The sequence below is a fragment of the Photobacterium angustum genome (assembly GCF_003026365.1).
In the GTDB taxonomy this organism is placed as follows: domain Bacteria; phylum Pseudomonadota; class Gammaproteobacteria; order Enterobacterales; family Vibrionaceae; genus Photobacterium; species Photobacterium angustum.
Genome location: NZ_PYOM01000013.1, coordinates 66,395 through 83,126 on the forward strand (window position 1 = coordinate 66,395; position 16,732 = coordinate 83,126).

Genomic DNA, 16,732 nt, shown 5'->3' on the forward strand with positions numbered 1-16,732 from the left:
TATACTTTTCAATAAAACAATATTCATAATTATAAAGGTTAGTTGATGAAAAAATTGCTCTTAGCGGTAGTGGTTGGTGTTGCTCTTTCTGGTTGTGGCGGCGGTGGTAGTGATAGTGATGAGAGTAAACCGACTCCACCTCCTGTTGTTGATATTAAACCTACAGCAGCACAAGGTACTATTAAGAGTGTGAACTATGATAACAACACTATTGATGTGAATGGTCATAGTTACAAGGTAGAGCAAGTTAAGTATGGCTCTCAAGAGTTATCTATCACTAGCCTTAAACCTAATATGATGGTTGAAGTTTCAATGTTAACCAGAAGCGGTGCTGTTGTTTCTGTTGAGCCGACAATGGTGGGTATAGTCACAACAATCAGTGCAGATCGTAAAACGTTTGTGGTGAATGGTGTGACGTTATCTTTTGCACTAGATCGGCACATTGAATTACATGATTGGGTGATGGTGTCTTCACTGCCACAAGCCACTGCTGATGGTCTTGGATATAAAGTATTGTCGGTTATAAAAATCGAACAAGAAGATGTTGCTGGTCAATATGAAATTGAAGGTCGTTTGAGCGGTTTAGATCTAAATAAGAATACTTTCACTTTAGGTGCTAGTACAAAGGTTTTCTTTAACCCTCACGAAATTGAAGATAATGCCGTATTGATGAATGGCCAGTGGGTCGAAGTTAAAGGCCAAATGATTAATGATGAGTTTCATGCAACTGAAGTGGAAGTAGAAACGTATGACGACTTTGATAACGATCATGAAATTGAAGGTATTGTCACTTGGGTAAATAGTGATAAATCTCAATTTGAATTAAATGCGCGTGGGCGCTTTACTGTTAATGCACAAACGCGCTTTGAAGACGGAACTAAAGCGAATTTAGTTGCGGGTGAACTCGTTGAAGTTACAACGTTTAATGGTATTGCGAAAGAGATCGAATTTGAAGGTGACTTTGGCGGTGAAATAGGCGACTGGCGTGAATTTGATCGTGAAGGTTATGTAACCTCAGTAGGAGATGATCACTTTATGATTGCTGGTGAAACATTCTATGTGGATGCTTATACCGAGTTTGAAGACTTGTTAACATTAGATACGTTACATGGGCAATACGTTGATGTTGAAGGTGTCCTCATTAATGGTAAAAAAGTTGCACGTGAAATTGAGCGTGAAGATGATTAATTAGCCATTTTAATAACTAAAGCACCTAAGGGTGCTTTTAGTTTATTCACTGACACAAAATCGATTTTCTAAATAGCAGCGAATAGCTTGTTCGCTAGCATCAAATTGTGGTGATGGGACATGATGAGGATCAACCCATAACCAATGCTCACATTTATCAGGTTCTGTTAACTGCAATTCGCCTGTAAATGATGTCGCTAACAAAGTAACACTAATATAATGCTTTCCACATTCATCATAGGTTTCTAAGTTGTTAGTTACAGCTATAACCTCGGGATTATAAATAGTTAAATTTGTTTCTTCTTTAACTTCACGAATCGCGCATTGACGAAATGTTTCGCCAACCTCCATATGACCGCCTGGAATGGAATAGTAGGGAGCGTGACTGTTTTTTCGTTTTCCTATCAAAATCTGGTTTTGCTCATTCACAATGATGATACCGATCCCGACCATAGGAGTTGTCGTCATTATTGCTGTCCTTAATTCACTGTTGCATCCTATTGATTTTACCAAATAATAAATCAAATATCGTTATTGTTATAGCTAGCAATGAACGGGTACTAGCTAACTGATGCAATATTCGTTAATCTGCTTAAAGGTTAAAGAATTAGGATTGGATGAATAATCAAATGGAAAGTATAACGTTACAGCCGATAGCTAAGATCAATGGTGAAGTAAATTTACCGGGCTCAAAGAGTGTTTCGAATCGCGCCCTATTATTGGCAGCGTTAGCAACAGGTACCACACGCCTCACTAACTTATTAGATAGTGATGATATTCGCCATATGCTTAACGGATTAAAGCAGTTAGGTGTAAATTACCAATTATCTGAAGATAAAACGGTTTGTGAGGTTGAAGGGTTGGGCCGCGCATTTTCACCTAATGAGCCCCTTGAATTATATTTAGGCAATGCGGGGACAGCGATGCGTCCGCTTGCAGCTGCATTGTGTTTAGGCGGGGGTGAATTTGTTCTAACGGGTGAGCCGCGAATGAAAGAGCGTCCTATTGGTCATCTTGTTGACGCGTTGCGTAGTGCTGGCGCGGACATTACTTATCTCGAAAATGAAAACTATCCACCACTAAAGATTATGGGTACTGGTTTAAAAGGTGGTGAGGTTGAAATTGATGGATCTATTTCAAGCCAGTTTTTAACTGCCTTCTTAATGGCTGCACCTTTAGCACAATCAGATACCGTTATTCGCATTAAGGGTGATTTGGTATCAAAACCTTACATCGATATTACGCTACACATTATGGCGCAGTTTGGTGTTGAAGTTGAAAACCGTAATTATCAAGAGTTCGTTGTTCGAGGTAATCAAACCTATGTTTCACCGGGTGAATTACTTGTTGAAGGCGATGCGTCTTCAGCGTCGTATTTCTTAGCCGCTGCTGCGATTAAAGGCGGTGAAGTAAAAGTCACCGGTATTGGTAAAAAGAGTATTCAGGGTGATATTCAATTTGCTGATGCGCTTGCTGCGATGGGGGCGGATATCGAGTGGGGTGATGATTATGTGATTGCTCGTTGTGGAGATCTCAGCGCAGTAGATATGGATTTTAACCATATTCCTGATGCAGCAATGACTATTGCAACAACCGCATTGTTTGCCAAAGGTACAACATCGATTCGTAATGTTTATAACTGGCGTGTAAAAGAAACCGATCGTTTAGCTGCAATGGCTACAGAGCTTCGTAAAGTTGGCGCAGAAGTCGAAGAGGGTGAGGATTATATCACTATCGTACCACCAACCACATTACAGCATGCGGCTATTGATACCTATGATGACCATAGAATGGCGATGTGTTTCTCGCTGGTGGCATTGAGTGATACGCCAGTAACGATTAATGATCCAAAGTGCACATCAAAAACATTCCCTGACTACTTTGATAAATTAAAGGGATTAAGTTGTTAAGACTGTAATAAATTTGTCTGATAACTGAGATTACATTTTTAAAAGCCTGATCTTCTTGCATCAGGCTTTTTTATTGGCGTAAAAAGGAACATAAGGTTAGGACATTACACTATAAATTGTGATTTTTTTTCCGTATAATGTGCCACCGTTTGAAGGTACAGATAAACCTTTGGTTCTGTCTTTCATCTGTTACGGAAACTACATCGGAGAAAACCTATGTCTACTCATGCTCCAGTCATCACTGTTGATGGTCCAAGCGGCGCCGGAAAGGGGACGCTATGTATGCTATTAGCAGAAAAACTGGGCTGGAATTTATTAGATTCTGGTGCAATTTACCGTGTTTTAGCGTTAGCGGCTATTCATCATGGTGTTGATATCGAATCAGAAGACGCTTTAGTTCCTCTTGCTGCGCACTTAGATGTTCAGTTTATTGCAGAAGGTGAGTTGGTTAAGGTTATTCTTGAAGGTGAAGATGTTTCTGGCACGCTTCGCACTGAAGAAGTAGGTAATACAGCATCAAGAGTGGCTGCTTTACCTCGCGTTCGAGAAGCATTACTACGTCGTCAACGCGCCTTTAGTGAGCAACCAGGCCTTGTGGCTGATGGTCGTGATATGGGAACCGTTGTTTTTCAAGGCGCAGAAGTAAAAATCTTCCTTGACGCAAGTGCAGAAGAACGCGCAACTCGACGTATGAATCAGTTGCAAAAAAAAGGCTTAGATGTTAACTTTGGCAGCCTTTTAAGCGAAATCCAGGAGCGAGACTACCGCGATCGCAATCGTGCTGTAGCGCCTTTACGTCCTGCTGATGACGCATTAGTACTGGATTCAACCGAATTATCGATTGAACAAGTACTTGAGAAAGTCTTAGCATATGTTGATGCTAAGCTAAAATAACGAATCCATATTTAGTTGTGTAAACAGCTAAATAACGTCAGTGTCATGGATGATAACTGACTTTATTATCAACCCCATGCGGTAGGATACCCATGGTTGTTTATCATATTGAAGATTAATTAAATGACTGAATCTTTTGCTCAACTCTTTGAAGAGTCGCTAAACCAAGTTGAAACTCGCCCAGGTGCAATCGTTAAAGGTACTGTAGTAGCTATCGAAAACGGTTACGTACTAGTTGACGCTGGTCTAAAATCTGAGTCATCTATTCCTGCTGAAGAATTCAAGAACGCTGCTGGCGAACTAGAAATCGAAGTTGGTGCTCAGGTAGACGTTGCTCTTGACGCGATCGAAGACGGTTTCGGTGAAACTAAACTTTCTCGTGAGAAAGCTAAGCGCCACGAAGCTTGGATCCAGCTTGAAAAAGCTTACGAAGATGCTGAAACAGTTGTTGGTATCATCAACGGTAAAGTTAAGGGCGGCTTCACAGTTGAACTTAACGGCATCCGTGCGTTCCTACCAGGTTCACTAGTAGACGTACGTCCAGTTCGTGACACTGCTCACCTAGAAAACAAAGAACTTGAGTTCAAAGTAATCAAGCTAGACCAGAAGCGTAACAACGTTGTTGTTTCTCGTCGCGCAGTTATCGAATCTGAGAACAGCGTTGAGCGTGATGAACTACTTGCTTCTCTTCAAGAAGGCATGGAAGTTAAAGGTATCGTTAAGAACCTTACTGACTACGGCGCATTCGTTGATCTTGGCGGTGTTGACGGTCTTCTACACATCACTGACATGGCTTGGAAGCGTGTTAAGCACCCTTCTGAAATCGTTAATGTTGGCGATGAAATCAACGTTAAAGTTCTTAAGTTTGACCGTGAGCGTACTCGCGTATCACTAGGTCTTAAGCAACTTGGCGAAGATCCATGGGTTGCAATCGCTAAGCGTTACCCAGAAAGCACTAAGCTTACTGGTCGCGTAACTAACCTAACTGACTACGGCTGCTTCGTTGAAATCGAAGAAGGCGTTGAAGGTCTAGTACACGTTTCTGAAATGGATTGGACTAACAAAAACATCCACCCATCTAAAGTTGTTAACGTGGGCGACGAAGTTGAAGTTATGGTTCTTGATATCGACGAAGAGCGTCGTCGTATCTCTCTAGGTCTTAAGCAGTGTAAAGCTAACCCATGGCAGTCATTTGCAGAAATGCAAGCTAAGGGCGACAAAGTTACTGGTAAGATCAAGTCTATCACTGACTTCGGTATCTTCATCGGTCTTGAAGGCGGCATCGACGGTCTAGTTCACCTATCTGACATTTCTTGGAATGTTTCTGGTGAAGACGCAGTTCGTGACTTCAAGAAAGGCGACGAAATCTCTGCAGTAGTTCTAGCAGTAGACGCTGAGCGTGAGCGTATCTCTCTAGGTGTTAAGCAAATCGAAGAAGACCCATTCAACTCTTTCGTTGCTGATACTAAGAAAGGTGCTCTAGTAACTGGTAAAGTTACTGCGGTTGACGCTAAAGGCGCAACTGTTGAGCTAGGCGAAGGCATCGAAGGTTACCTACGCGCTTCTGAAGCATCTGTAGACCGTGTTGAAGACGCAACTCTAGTTCTTTCTGTTGGCGATTCTGTTGAAGCTAAATTCACAGGCGTTGATCGTAAGAACCGCGTAATCAACCTATCTGTTCGTGCTAAAGACGTTGCTGAAGAGCAAGAAGCAATGGCTACTCTGAACAAGCAAGATGATGCTGCGTTCGGTAATGCTATGGCTGACGCTTTCAAAGCTGCTAAAGGCGAATAATTGAGCATAGAGGGAATAGGCTTAGCTTTTTCCCTCTAAACGGCTATACTATTGAGAAACTTACTAAAACGGAGTGTTTATGACAAAGTCTGAGTTAATTGAAAGACTATGTAGTCAACAAACACATCTTTCTGCTAAACAAGTAGAAGATGCAATCAAGGACATCCTTGAAAATATGGCGAACACGCTTGCTGAAGGCGATCGCATTGAGATCCGTGGCTTTGGTAGCTTCTCATTGCATTACCGTGCTCCTCGCGTAGGCCGTAACCCTAAAACTGGTGATAAAGTTGAGTTGGACGGTAAATACGTTCCTCACTTCAAGCCAGGAAAAGAATTACGTGACCGTGTTAATGCATCAATTGCTGCTTAACCGCGAATAGAACAAAAAAACGGCATACTCTCAGTATGCCGTTTTTTTATGTCTTTTGATCATGGTCTGATGAGTAAAATTACTGCATAATCAATCTATCATATTGTTGATTTAGTGAGAGGATTCACGATGAAAATTTTGGGTATTATTGTTTTAGTTGCTGCATTCTTAATAACACTGGCTCTCGGTGCGCAAAACCAAATTTTAGTAAACTTTGACTATTTAGTTGCTCAAGGCGAATTCCAATTATCAACGCTATTAGGTATTGCATTTGGTTCTGGCTTTATCATTGGCTGGTTAATCTGTGGCACGCTATATCTAAAAGCACGTTTTGCTAAAAACCGTTTAGCGAAGAAAGTGACAAAACAGCAACAAGAACTAGATTCTCTACGCGCACAGCCTGTAAAGGAATAAGTATTAATGCTTGAACTGTTGTTCCTACTATTACCTATTGCGGCAGCTTATGGCTGGTATATGGGTAACAGGAGCGCAAGTAACAATCGACAAGAGCAGTCTCATCGCTTATCTCGTCAATATGTAACAGGTCTTAATTTGCTGTTATCTGATCAATCAGATAAAGCCGTCGATCTGTTTATTGAGCTGCTTCAAGTTGATAGCGAAACTATCGATACTCACCTTGCTTTGGGTAACTTATTCCGAAGCCGAGGGGAGGTCGATCGTGCTATTCGTATTCACCAAAATTTGATTGCTCGTCCTAACTTGACGATAGAGCAACGTAATTTGGCGCTTCAGCAGTTAGCAAAAGACTATATGGTTGCGGGTTTTTTAGATCGTGCCGAACGTATCTTTGAACAATTGCTGGATGAACCAGAATACAAAAAACCTGCGCTACAACAGTTATTGTCTATCTATCAGCAAACACGAGAGTGGGAAAATGCGATAGATATGGCTTCTCAACTTGTTAAATTAGGCAAAACAAAATTAAAGCATGATATTGCACACTATTGGTGTGAACTTGCCATGCTTGAAATGAGTGCACAGAATCAAGATAAAGCGATTCAGTGTTTGAAAAAGGCACTCTCAGCAGATAAGCAGTGTGTCCGCGCTTCGATCACAATGGCTAAGATTCAGATCAAAGGTAAAGAATTCAAGCAGGCAGCCAAAACGCTTGAACGTATTCTAGAGCAAGATGCTGAATTTATTGGTGAGGCTTTACCCTTATTATTAGAATGTTATGAAGCACTACATAATGAATCGGCGTGGCTGAAATATCTTCAGCAATGTGTTGAAGCTAAAGCGGGCGCCTCAGCAGAACTCATGTTAGCTGACGAAATTGCGAAAAATGAAGGGGCAGTGTCTGCTCAAGCATTTATGACTCGTCAGCTACAAAAGAACCCGACCATGAAAGGCTTTTATCAGTTAATGGATTACCACTTAGATGAAGCCGAAGAAGGTCGAGCAAAAGAAAGTTTAACCAGCTTACGACATCTCGTTGGTGAACAATTAAAAATTAAACCGCGTTATCGTTGTCGCCAATGTGGCTTTGCTACGCACTCATTGTATTGGCAATGTCCATCTTGTAAGAACTGGGGACAAGTTAAGCCAATTCGTGGCTTAGATGGCGAATAATGTATTAAAAAATAAAGAAACCAGACATTGTGATCTGGTTTTTTTATGTCTAATAAATCGTGAATTTTGTTCGTAAACGTTTGCGTTTGATGTAGAATCTGCGCGCGGCTGGATTGCTGCAGTAGGAAACAATTAGATATCACAGGAGACTCAATGCTAGACGCTAAAGTAATAGACCCTAAAGTAATCGTAGCCCTTGATTATGATAATCAGAATGAGGCACTCGCTTTCGTCGATCGTATTGAGCCGGGAAGTTGCCGATTAAAAGTTGGTAAAGAGATGTTTACTTTTTTTGGCCCTGATTTCGTGCGTCAACTGCATGATCGGGGTCATTCTGTATTTTTAGACCTTAAATTTCACGATATTCCCAATACCTGTTCAAAGGCGGTAAAAGCTGCGGCAGATCTTGGTGTATGGATGGTTAACGTTCATGCGAGTGGTGGTGAGCGTATGATGACAGCTTCACGTGAAATTTTAGAACCGTATGGTAAAGACCGCCCACTATTGATTGGTGTAACGGTGCTAACCAGCATGGAAGCATCAGACTTAGCGGGTATTGGTATTAACTGTGAGCCACATCAGCAAGTACTTAACCTTGCATCACTGGCAAAAAATAGTGGTTTAGATGGTGTGGTTTGTTCTGCCCATGAAGCTAATACGCTAAAGCAAAGCTTAGGTCAGGGTTTTAAGCTAGTAACACCAGGTATTCGCCCAGCAGGTAGTGATGCAGGCGATCAGCGTCGAATCATGACACCCGTAGAGGCAATTTCTGCTGGTTCTGATTATCTTGTGATAGGTCGCCCAATTACACAAGCTGCAGATCCTGCAAGTGTCTTGGCACAGATAAACAAATCGCTTGTGTAGCATCTGCGATATAAATGAAGAAGCCCGCTCTTATGCGGGCTTTTTCATTTTTATATTTTGCGTTATGTGCTGATTTTGGGTGTTGAGTTATTAATTCGTGTGCTTTTATCTTTCTTTGGCGAGCTAAAGTGACTATCTAATAATTTTTGCGTTAATGGATGTTTTGGATTGTTAAATACATTCGCGGTACGGCCTTTCTCTACCACTTCACCATCTTGCATCACCATCACTTTATCACTGAAGTGTTTTATCACACCCATGTGCTGTGACACATAGATATAGGACAATCCCATTTCTTCTTGCAGTTCTAATAACAGGTTTATCATCTGAGAACGCATGGACATATCAAGCCCGTTTAGTGCTTCATCAGCAACGATAATACAGGGCTGAAGAATGAGAGCGCGAGCTAATGAAACACGCTGTTTTTGACCTGTAGCTAGCATTTGTGGATAGAAATAGGCATGTTCAGGAAGTAAGCCAACTCGTTTTAAAGTATCCATAATACGTTTTTCACGCGCTTGCGGCGTCATATTGGTATTACGTTTTAATGGGCCTTCCAGAATACGACCAATTTGAATACGAGGATTAAGCGACGTATTCGGATCTTGGAAAATCATTCGGATCAGTTTACAGCGCGTTTGGTAATCACCGCTTGATAAGGTGTCACCATTTACGCGAATAATGCCACTGGTTGGTTCGACAACACCAGAAAGCATTTTTGCCAAGGTTGATTTACCTGAACCATTTTCACCCAGTAGCGCAATTGTTTCACCTGCTTCAAGGTGAAAAGAGACAGGTTTTACAGCTTCGATTGTGCGTCTACGGAAAAAACTTGAACGATAATGGTAATCTTTCTTTAGATTTTCTACTTCCAATAGCGAACTCATTTACTGTCTTCCTCCATGTTTAGCGGGAAGTGACAGCTAAACTTATGGTTTTTAATTTTTCTACGTTTAGGCACTTCAACACATTTACGTTGAGCATGAGGACAACGAGGACCTAATCGACAACCAATCGGTAAGTGCTGAAGTGGAGGAATAGATCCCGGTAACGTTTCTAGTTTCGTCTTATGGCTTATATTGTCTAAGCTAAAATCAGGCATAGCACGCATTAACGCTGCGGTATAAGGGTGGTGTGGTGACTCTAACAACTGCTTAGAAGTTCCAGATTCAACCGATTGTCCACAATACATGACCGTAATTCTATCAGCCCACTGGGTAACTGTCGTAAGATCATGGCTGACTAATAAAATAGTGGTGTTGCCTAACTGATTCATCCGGCTTAATAAGCGAAAGATTTGAGCTTGGGTAATTGGGTCTAAGTCGTTTGTGGGCTCATCGGCAATCAATAATCGTGGACGGTTTGCAATCGCCATTGCAATCATGACTTTCTGACATTCGCCATCGGTTAATTCATAAGGGTAGCTACGCATTACACGTTTGTGCTCTTTGATACCGACTTTATGCAAAAGTGCGATAGCTTGTTTTTGGCGCCAGTGAAAGCGTTGCCAAAAATGCCCAGTAAACGATGAAGAGGGAATGGCTTCTTCCAACTGCTCCCCAATTGTCTCAGAGGGATCAAGACAGGTTGATGGCTCTTGGAAGATCATTGCCATTTCACGGCCAACAATTTTTCGGCGCTCACGATGAGATAGAGTGAGTAAGTCAATATCACCTAAGCGCATGCGATCGGCACTGACGCGCCAATTATCTTTACACACCCCCGCAATTGCTTTCGCGACAAGGCTTTTACCTGAACCAGATTCACCTACTAAACCACGAATTTCGCTTTCGTTAATGGTTATGCTCATTCTATCAACCGCTTTTACCATGCCTTGTGGCGTGTCGATTTCGATAGTGAGGTTGCGTATATCGAGTAATGGCATATTAATCAATCCCTGCATTAAGTGCTTGGCGAAGACCATCACCGACTAAATTAATGACTAGAACGCTAAACATAATGGCAAGACCCGGTAATGTGACTGTCCATGGTGCAAGGTAAATTAGCTCAACAGAATCACCTAACATAGCCCCCCATTCTGGTAGTGGTGTTTGCGCGCCTAACCCTAGGAAACCCAGTGCTGCAATATCTAAAATAGCAATCGAGATTGCACGCGTCATCTCAGTAATAATGGTTGATAAAATATTGGGTAGGATTGAGTTCCATAAGAGATAAAAATTATTAGCGCCATCTAATCGTGCAGCAATAACGTAATCTTTAGCGACCTCAGTATGGACGGCTGTGTAAACCGCTCGAATAAAACGAGGGATCAAAGCTAGCCAAATAGCGAGTAAGATATGCGTTTCCCCTGGCCCCATATAGGCGACCACAATGATGGCTAATAAAAGCGAAGGGATAGATAACACGGTATCTAATATATGATTTAAAAAGCTCGCTTTTAAGCCTTTGCTCATTCCTGCAAGAATACCGATCAGTAAACCAATAATGCTGGATGCAAAGGCAACTAACAAGGCATAGCCAAAGGTTAACTGTGAACCTATGATCAAGCGAGATAAAATATCACGACCTAAATCATCAGTACCAAAGAAAAAGTTCACATGACCAGAATTATCCCATGAAGGTTGCATGAGAAGCTCACCAACCTGTTTTATCGGAGAATAGGGTGCTAACCATTGTGCTGTTAGGGTGACAATGAGCAAAAACAGTAAACACCATAGTCCAAACATAGCCAGTGAGTTCGCCCTAAAATTTTGCCAAGCGCGTTCCCATTGGGTTGGGATTGTTTCTTCTTGGTAAACACTATTTGATGGCATACCATTCCTTCCTTACTAATGGGTTCACCATAGCACCAGCCAAATCAGATAAAATGTTAGCTAATAAGATGAAGCTACCTACTGTGATTACACCTGCTTGAATGGCAACATAATTTTGATCTGCAATCGCATTAAGTAACCAACGACCAATACCCGGCCAATTAAAAATAGATTCCGTAAGCATGGCAAAGGTCATCATTGCCGCAAACTGCATCCCTAATTTAGGAATGATTGGTGGAAGGGCATTTTTCATCGCATGGCGGCGAACGATTTCAAAGGTAGATAAGCCTTTCGTTTGGGCGACTTTGATATAGTTTTTTGTCATTACGTCCGAAATTGAGGCTCGGGTTAAACGTATCACTTCTGTTGTAGGCGCCATCGCTAATACAATTGTTGGCAATACTAAATGCTGTAGTGCATTAAGAAATGCTTCCATACGGTATGGTTTATCTGACAGCAAAATATCAATCAGAGCAAAGCCTGTGACATGATCAAATTGATACAACAAACTGTAACGACCAGAAACAGGCAGCCAGCCTAAATTCAGTGAAAACAACAGAATTAATAACATCGCTAACCAAAATAGTGGGATGGAATAGCCCAGTAAGGTTATTGAGGAAATGATGGTATCAAGGGGCTGTCCTCGGTGTACGCCTGCGATAGTACCAAGTGGAATACCAACAATTAACGATAGTATAAAAGCAAAAAAGCATAGTTCTAACGTTGCCGGAAATACGGTTAAGATTTCGCTGCTAATAGGTATGCCATTGGGAGTGATACCGAGATTACCTGAAAGTAAGTTCTCTAAATATAAAATCCAACCACTAAAAAAGCTCTGATGCGCCCATTGTAATTGGGTATCTAAACGCAAAATACTAAAACTAATTAAAGTTAGTATTAATAGAGTAATTACAAACAAATTTAGGCGACGTATCGTATAAATAAACATACTTTACTCAATTCGATAAACACTGGAAAAAGATCGCGAACCAAATGGGTCCATCTGTAACCCTCCCAACGATTTATTGTGGGCTTGGAAATGGACACCATGAGCTAATGGGATCACAGGTATTTGTTGATCCAAAATATTTTGCGCTTGCTGGTAATATGCTTGGCGTTGTTGTTGCTTATTTGTGCGTAGTGCAATTTCAAGTAAGTTATCAAAACCAAGATCACACCAGTTAGCGACATTGAGCCCTGCTTTTTTAGCATTACATGATAATAATGGTCTTAAGAAATTATCAGGGTCACCGTTATCTGCGATCCAGCCAGCAAGAACCATATCGTATTGAGTGGTATCAGTTAAGCCAACACGACCAATCGTTTCTTGATGATGTAAAGACACATTGATACCAACTGCTTTCAAATTAGCTTGGATTAATTCCGCAGTTTTACGAGGACTCGGGTTATACGGTCGAGGCTCAAGCGGTACCCACATTGTCAGGACTTGGTTGTAATCATAGCCAGCGGCATCAAGCAGTTGTTTGGCTAATTTAGGATTATAAGAAAGCGCTTTGCTGTCGTGGTTATAAGCCCAAGACATTGGGGGTAATAAGCTTTTTGCTTCTGTTGCAGTACCGTAATAAACAGAATTGAGCAGTGTTTTACGGTTTATCGCATAATTAATAGCTTCACGGATTTCTAATTTATTTAATGGTGGTCGTTCTGTATTTAATGCCAGAAAAGATACATTCATCCCCGTTTGGGCCAATAGTTTATAGTTATCGTTATTTGAAATAACAGGTAACTGGCTCGCAACCGGAGATGAGAGAACATCACATTCAGAGCTTAGCAACTTAGCAAGATTACCCATGCCACGGGCAGAGATATCAAATACCACTTGCTCCATTGGCGCGGCACCTTGCCAATAATCCTTATTACGTTTTAAGCGAATAAGATCATTGGGTATAAATTGATCAACGTAAAAAGGACCAGTTCCAATAGGTTTGGTATCAATAAGGCCGATACGTCCTGATTTTAATAGTTGTTGGCCATATTGCTCAGAATAAATTACCGCATAGCTAGTTGCTAAGTTAGATAAAAAAGAATTATCAGGGCGATTTAAGGTAAATTGAACCGTAAGAGGATCTTTAGCTTTGATAGTATCAATTAAATTAGCGAACCCAAGGCTTTCAAACCATGGGTAACGACCACCAGAAATATTATGAAAAGGGTGGTGTGGATTAATGATTCGCTCAAAGCTAAAAATAACGTCGTCAGCATTCAGTGGACGTGTTGGAGTAAACCAATCAGTATGTTGGAATTTAACGTTATCTCGCAGCTTAAAGGTATATACCAAGCCATCGTCACTGACAGTCCAGCTTTTTGCTAGATCAGGAAGAGGTTTGTGGCTGATAGGATCGAGTAACAGCAGGCGATCGAAAATTTGAGCCGAAAGTGTTTCTGCTGTTAACCCGCCATCCGTTAGCTGTGGATTTAATGTTGTCGGAGTATCTTGACCGCAATAAACAAAGCCATTGCTTTGCTTAGCGGTATTATGTGACGGCTCTTTACAACCTAAAAGGCCAAGTAAAGTGAAGCCGGCAATCAAAAGACGACTGTAAGCGCTCATATTTAATAGGCGTTAAATGAAATTAAGTCGTTAAATTTAACATTTTTCTTTTAACGTCACCAAGCTATCCTGCTTTATTTATAAGGAATTAGTCTAAAACCGTTACATATCTTTAATTATCGCGCGAATTTGGTTGATTAATCACCGTTAACGCTAATGTCATATTTTCGAATTAATCCCCTTAACTGGTGATAACTTAAGCTTAAAAGTTCGGCGGCTTTTGTTTGATTAAAGCGAGCTTGTTTAAGTGCATTATTAATCAACATGATTTCTTGATCTTTCAAGTATTGGCGAAGATCAACAGGAAGTTGAATGCTTGAGCTTTCTTGTTTGGCGGCAGGGGTATCAACAATGGATAAAGACTGCGGTGGTGTTGATTCACAAGATTGCCAAGCAGTAGCGAAAGGGTCGGTATAAATTTCGGTAATAGCCTCATCTTCATTGCTATGACGAAATACAGACCGCTCGACAACGTTTTTTAACTCTCGAATATTACCTGGCCATTGATAGTCGAGTAGTTGTTGTTTTGCCTGTTGAGTAAAACCTGCAAAATAGCTATATCCTAGTTCTCGACACATACGCACAGCATAGTGTTCTGCTAATGGTAAAATATCGTCTTGTCGTTCACGTAAGGGTGGAAGGTGGATGATTTCAAACGCTAGTCTATCAAGTAAATCAGCTCTAAATTTTCCTTCAGCAACTAATTTGGGTAAATTTTCATTAGTTGCACAAACTAAGCGCACATTCGCTTGGCAAGGCTTATTACCGCCCACGCGTTCGTACTCACCGTATTCAATTACGCGTAATAATTTTTCTTGAACCCCCATCGGGGCGGTCGCTAATTCATCTAAAAAAAGTGTGCCATTTTCTGCACGTTCAAAGCGTCCTTGGTGACGACCTTTCGCCCCAGTAAAGGAACCCGCTTCATGACCAAATAGTTCAGAATCAATGACGCCTTCGCTTAGTGCGGCACAGTTTAGTGTTACTAAAGGTTGATCCCAACGCTTTGATAAGTAGTGAACGCGTTGGGCGATTAACTCTTTACCAGTGCCTCGCTCACCAAGAATAAGAATGGGACGATTGAGCGAAGCGAGGCGTGATGCTTGGTCTAGAACACTTAGAAAAGCATCAGATTCACCGATTAAGTTTTCCTTCTTACGCATTGGTTAATCTCACTATTAATTGGTTAAATTAACTATATCATAGCTTTTTTAAAAGTTAATGGTAATTTAAGCTATTGATATTTAATGGTTTAAAAGTTGGCACAGTACTTGATATATCTAAGTGGTAACACAATAACATTAAGTTAGTATCACTATATAAACCTGTAAGCGTGATTACTGTGAAATGGGTTTAATCAAGGAGTTTAATGATGGGTATTTTTTCTCGTTTTGCTGATATCGTAAATGCTAACGTGAATTCGTTACTGGATAAGGCTGAGGATCCACAAAAACTGATCCGTCTTATCATCCAAGAGATGGAAGATACATTAGTTGAGGTACGTACATCTTCAGCTCGTGCATTAGCTGATAAAAAAGAGTTACACCGTCGTATTCAAGCGATTGAATCACAAATTACAGATTGGCAGGAAAAGGCGAGCCTTGCACTACAAAAAGGTCGTGAAGATTTAGCTCGTGCAGCACTGATCGAAAAGCAAAAATTGGCCGATGTCGCATTAACGCTAAATGAAGAATACAAACTCGTAGAAGAGACAATTGAAAAATTGTCATTAGAAGTCGCTGAGCTTGAGCGTAAATTGCAAGAAACACGCGCTCGTCAACAAGCGTTAGTGACGCGTCATAAAGCAGCAGGCACTCGTCGTGATGTTCGTCGTCAGTTAGATACAAGTAAAGTTGATGAGGCGATGTCGAAGTTTGAGCAATATGAACGTCGCATCGATGAAATGGAAGCAGAAGCAGATAGTTATAGCTTTGGCCGTGGTAAAAGCTTAGAGTCAGAATTTGCTGATTTACAAGCACAAGACGAAATTGAAAAAGAACTTGAGCGCTTAAAAGCGAACATCAAGGATAAAGAGTAAGTACAACTAAGTTATCGTCGTTGTTTCATTGATTCTGCGCGAAAGGAGAACAAATAATGTCAATGGGTTTTATTAGCGTTCCATTAGTGGTGTTCATGATTATTGTCGCACCGCTATGGTTAATCCTTCACTATCGCAGTAAACGTCAAGCCGGTGAAGGGCTGTCAGGTGAAGATCAGAAAAAGTTAGAGACCTTGGTGGCACGCGCAGAAGATATGCAAGAACGTATTGTGACGTTAGAGCGTATTCTTGATGCAGAAGTGCCAAGGTGGAGGCAAAAATAATGAGTAAGACCTTATACCGTGATCCTAAAAAAGGAAAACTGGGTGGTGTGTGTGCTGGCTTAGCTGAATATTTCGGCGTTGAAATTTGGTTAGTACGTATTCTTGCTGTTTCGGCCTTCTTACTTGGTTTAGGTTTTTTTGCCACAATTGCTTATATCGCCGCATGGTTAATTTTAGATAAAATGCCACCACAGCGAAAAGAGCAACAAGATACTTATACCGAGCACAACGTAAAACAGAAACCATGGCAGGCTGGTCGCTCTGCGCATCAAATTTTACAAAAAGTTGAATCAGAATTTGATACCGCAGAAAAGAAGGTACAACAGATGGAAGCGTATGTTACATCTTCTGCATTTAAAGTCGATCGCGAGTTCAATAAGCTTTAATTATCCATAAAGCTTTGCCTAATGAAGCAGGTGCTGAACAATGTCAGACCTGCTTTTTTTCGTTATAA

Annotated in this window: 18 protein-coding genes; 11 read left to right on the plus strand and 7 right to left on the minus strand. The window is 41.1% G+C overall.

Going from position 1 to position 16,732, the window contains the following annotated elements; translation table 11 throughout:
• Positions 1-45 precede the first annotated feature (45 nt).
• A complete protein-coding gene (locus tag CTN01_RS14325; RefSeq protein ID WP_045082607.1) occupies positions 46-1,188 on the plus strand; it encodes a DUF5666 domain-containing protein in 1,143 nt (380 codons plus the stop codon).
• A 42-nt stretch (positions 1,189-1,230) separates the two neighbouring features.
• Here the strand turns inward: CTN01_RS14325 and CTN01_RS14330 are convergent, their stop codons facing one another.
• Entirely contained in the window at positions 1,231-1,656 is a 426-nt protein-coding gene (locus CTN01_RS14330) for a nucleotide triphosphate diphosphatase NUDT15 (protein ID WP_005370860.1), read from the minus strand.
• A 161-nt stretch (positions 1,657-1,817) separates the two neighbouring features.
• Between CTN01_RS14330 and aroA the strand changes: the two genes are divergently transcribed.
• From aroA to pyrF, 7 genes are all read left to right on the plus strand, one after another.
• A complete protein-coding gene (gene aroA / locus CTN01_RS14335) occupies positions 1,818-3,098 on the plus strand; it encodes a 3-phosphoshikimate 1-carboxyvinyltransferase (protein WP_045082840.1) in 1,281 nt (426 codons plus the stop codon).
• Positions 3,099-3,314: 216 nt separating this feature from the next.
• Positions 3,315-3,992, plus strand: a complete 678-nt coding sequence (gene cmk, locus CTN01_RS14340) for a (d)CMP kinase (RefSeq protein WP_045149593.1) — start codon at positions 3,315-3,317, stop codon at positions 3,990-3,992.
• Between the two features lie 123 nt (positions 3,993-4,115).
• The gene (gene rpsA, locus CTN01_RS14345) at positions 4,116-5,786 is read left to right on the plus strand and encodes a 30S ribosomal protein S1 (protein ID WP_005370867.1); all 1,671 of its coding nucleotides are present in this window, start codon (positions 4,116-4,118) and stop codon (positions 5,784-5,786) included.
• Between the two features lie 79 nt (positions 5,787-5,865).
• Positions 5,866-6,156, plus strand: coding sequence for an integration host factor subunit beta (gene ihfB, locus CTN01_RS14350; RefSeq protein ID WP_008986714.1), 291 nt, complete (start codon positions 5,866-5,868; stop codon positions 6,154-6,156).
• A gap of 129 nt (positions 6,157-6,285) precedes the next feature.
• Positions 6,286-6,570, plus strand: coding sequence for a LapA family protein (locus CTN01_RS14355; protein WP_005366997.1), 285 nt, complete (start codon positions 6,286-6,288; stop codon positions 6,568-6,570).
• Positions 6,571-6,576: 6 nt separating this feature from the next.
• Entirely contained in the window at positions 6,577-7,746 is a 1,170-nt protein-coding gene (gene lapB / locus CTN01_RS14360) for a lipopolysaccharide assembly protein LapB (protein WP_005366999.1), read from the plus strand.
• Between the two features lie 153 nt (positions 7,747-7,899).
• The gene (gene pyrF, locus CTN01_RS14365) at positions 7,900-8,610 is read left to right on the plus strand and encodes an orotidine-5'-phosphate decarboxylase (RefSeq protein ID WP_045149594.1); all 711 of its coding nucleotides are present in this window, start codon (positions 7,900-7,902) and stop codon (positions 8,608-8,610) included.
• Positions 8,611-8,672: 62 nt separating this feature from the next.
• On the opposite strand, the gene CTN01_RS14370 is transcribed toward pyrF, so the two are convergent.
• The 6 genes from CTN01_RS14370 to pspF all read right to left on the minus strand — a co-directional run bounded on the left by CTN01_RS14370 (position 8,673) and on the right by pspF (position 15,119).
• Positions 8,673-9,497 (minus strand): peptide ABC transporter ATP-binding protein, encoded by an 825-nt coding sequence (locus tag CTN01_RS14370; RefSeq protein ID WP_005367003.1) that lies wholly within the window; start codon positions 9,495-9,497, stop codon positions 8,673-8,675.
• The gene (locus tag CTN01_RS14375; protein WP_005367005.1) at positions 9,494-10,495 is read right to left on the minus strand and encodes a peptide ABC transporter ATP-binding protein; all 1,002 of its coding nucleotides are present in this window, start codon (positions 10,493-10,495) and stop codon (positions 9,494-9,496) included. The genes CTN01_RS14370 and CTN01_RS14375 overlap by 4 nt, the downstream gene beginning before the upstream one ends.
• Position 10,496: 1 nt before the next feature.
• The gene (gene sapC / locus CTN01_RS14380; RefSeq protein WP_045127180.1) at positions 10,497-11,384 is read right to left on the minus strand and encodes a putrescine export ABC transporter permease SapC; all 888 of its coding nucleotides are present in this window, start codon (positions 11,382-11,384) and stop codon (positions 10,497-10,499) included.
• A complete protein-coding gene (locus CTN01_RS14385) occupies positions 11,371-12,333 on the minus strand; it encodes an ABC transporter permease (protein ID WP_045127179.1) in 963 nt (320 codons plus the stop codon). The genes sapC and CTN01_RS14385 overlap by 14 nt, the downstream gene beginning before the upstream one ends.
• A 3-nt stretch (positions 12,334-12,336) precedes the next feature.
• Positions 12,337-13,956 (minus strand): ABC transporter substrate-binding protein SapA, encoded by a 1,620-nt coding sequence (gene sapA / locus CTN01_RS14390; RefSeq protein ID WP_005367010.1) that lies wholly within the window; start codon positions 13,954-13,956, stop codon positions 12,337-12,339.
• A 137-nt stretch (positions 13,957-14,093) separates the two neighbouring features.
• The gene (gene pspF, locus CTN01_RS14395; RefSeq protein ID WP_045127178.1) at positions 14,094-15,119 is read right to left on the minus strand and encodes a phage shock protein operon transcriptional activator; all 1,026 of its coding nucleotides are present in this window, start codon (positions 15,117-15,119) and stop codon (positions 14,094-14,096) included.
• Positions 15,120-15,328: 209 nt separating this feature from the next.
• Between pspF and pspA the strand changes: the two genes are divergently transcribed.
• From pspA to pspC, 3 genes are read left to right on the plus strand one after another with little or no spacing between them, the layout of a single operon-like run.
• Positions 15,329-15,994: a phage shock protein PspA gene (gene pspA, locus CTN01_RS14400; RefSeq protein WP_005367014.1), complete on the plus strand. Its 666-nt coding sequence runs from the start codon at positions 15,329-15,331 to the stop codon at positions 15,992-15,994.
• 56 nt (positions 15,995-16,050) lie between these two features.
• Positions 16,051-16,278 (plus strand): envelope stress response membrane protein PspB, encoded by a 228-nt coding sequence (pspB, locus tag CTN01_RS14405; protein WP_006646015.1) that lies wholly within the window; start codon positions 16,051-16,053, stop codon positions 16,276-16,278.
• Positions 16,278-16,664 (plus strand): envelope stress response membrane protein PspC, encoded by a 387-nt coding sequence (pspC, locus tag CTN01_RS14410; protein WP_005367018.1) that lies wholly within the window; start codon positions 16,278-16,280, stop codon positions 16,662-16,664. The genes pspB and pspC overlap by 1 nt, the downstream gene beginning before the upstream one ends.
• Positions 16,665-16,732 lie beyond the last annotated feature (68 nt).

Excerpts from the sequence above, each read along its gene's own strand:
- CTN01_RS14325 (WP_045082607.1), top strand. The coding sequence starts at position 46 with ATGAAAAAATTGCTCTTAGCGGTAGTGGTTGGTGTTGCTCTTTCTGGT.
- CTN01_RS14330 (WP_005370860.1), bottom strand. The coding sequence starts at position 1,656 with ATGACGACAACTCCTATGGTCGGGATCGGTATCATCATTGTGAATGAG.
- aroA (WP_045082840.1), top strand. The coding sequence starts at position 1,818 with ATGGAAAGTATAACGTTACAGCCGATAGCTAAGATCAATGGTGAAGTA.
- cmk (WP_045149593.1), top strand. The coding sequence starts at position 3,315 with ATGTCTACTCATGCTCCAGTCATCACTGTTGATGGTCCAAGCGGCGCC.
- rpsA (WP_005370867.1), top strand. The coding sequence starts at position 4,116 with ATGACTGAATCTTTTGCTCAACTCTTTGAAGAGTCGCTAAACCAAGTT.
- ihfB (WP_008986714.1), top strand. The coding sequence starts at position 5,866 with ATGACAAAGTCTGAGTTAATTGAAAGACTATGTAGTCAACAAACACAT.
- CTN01_RS14355 (WP_005366997.1), top strand. The coding sequence starts at position 6,286 with ATGAAAATTTTGGGTATTATTGTTTTAGTTGCTGCATTCTTAATAACA.
- lapB (WP_005366999.1), top strand. The coding sequence starts at position 6,577 with ATGCTTGAACTGTTGTTCCTACTATTACCTATTGCGGCAGCTTATGGC.
- pyrF (WP_045149594.1), top strand. The coding sequence starts at position 7,900 with ATGCTAGACGCTAAAGTAATAGACCCTAAAGTAATCGTAGCCCTTGAT.
- CTN01_RS14370 (WP_005367003.1), bottom strand. The coding sequence starts at position 9,497 with ATGAGTTCGCTATTGGAAGTAGAAAATCTAAAGAAAGATTACCATTAT.
- CTN01_RS14375 (WP_005367005.1), bottom strand. The coding sequence starts at position 10,495 with ATGCCATTACTCGATATACGCAACCTCACTATCGAAATCGACACGCCA.
- sapC (WP_045127180.1), bottom strand. The coding sequence starts at position 11,384 with ATGCCATCAAATAGTGTTTACCAAGAAGAAACAATCCCAACCCAATGG.
- CTN01_RS14385 (WP_045127179.1), bottom strand. The coding sequence starts at position 12,333 with ATGTTTATTTATACGATACGTCGCCTAAATTTGTTTGTAATTACTCTA.
- sapA (WP_005367010.1), bottom strand. The coding sequence starts at position 13,956 with ATGAGCGCTTACAGTCGTCTTTTGATTGCCGGCTTCACTTTACTTGGC.
- pspF (WP_045127178.1), bottom strand. The coding sequence starts at position 15,119 with ATGCGTAAGAAGGAAAACTTAATCGGTGAATCTGATGCTTTTCTAAGT.
- pspA (WP_005367014.1), top strand. The coding sequence starts at position 15,329 with ATGGGTATTTTTTCTCGTTTTGCTGATATCGTAAATGCTAACGTGAAT.
- pspB (WP_006646015.1), top strand. The coding sequence starts at position 16,051 with ATGTCAATGGGTTTTATTAGCGTTCCATTAGTGGTGTTCATGATTATT.
- pspC (WP_005367018.1), top strand. The coding sequence starts at position 16,278 with ATGAGTAAGACCTTATACCGTGATCCTAAAAAAGGAAAACTGGGTGGT.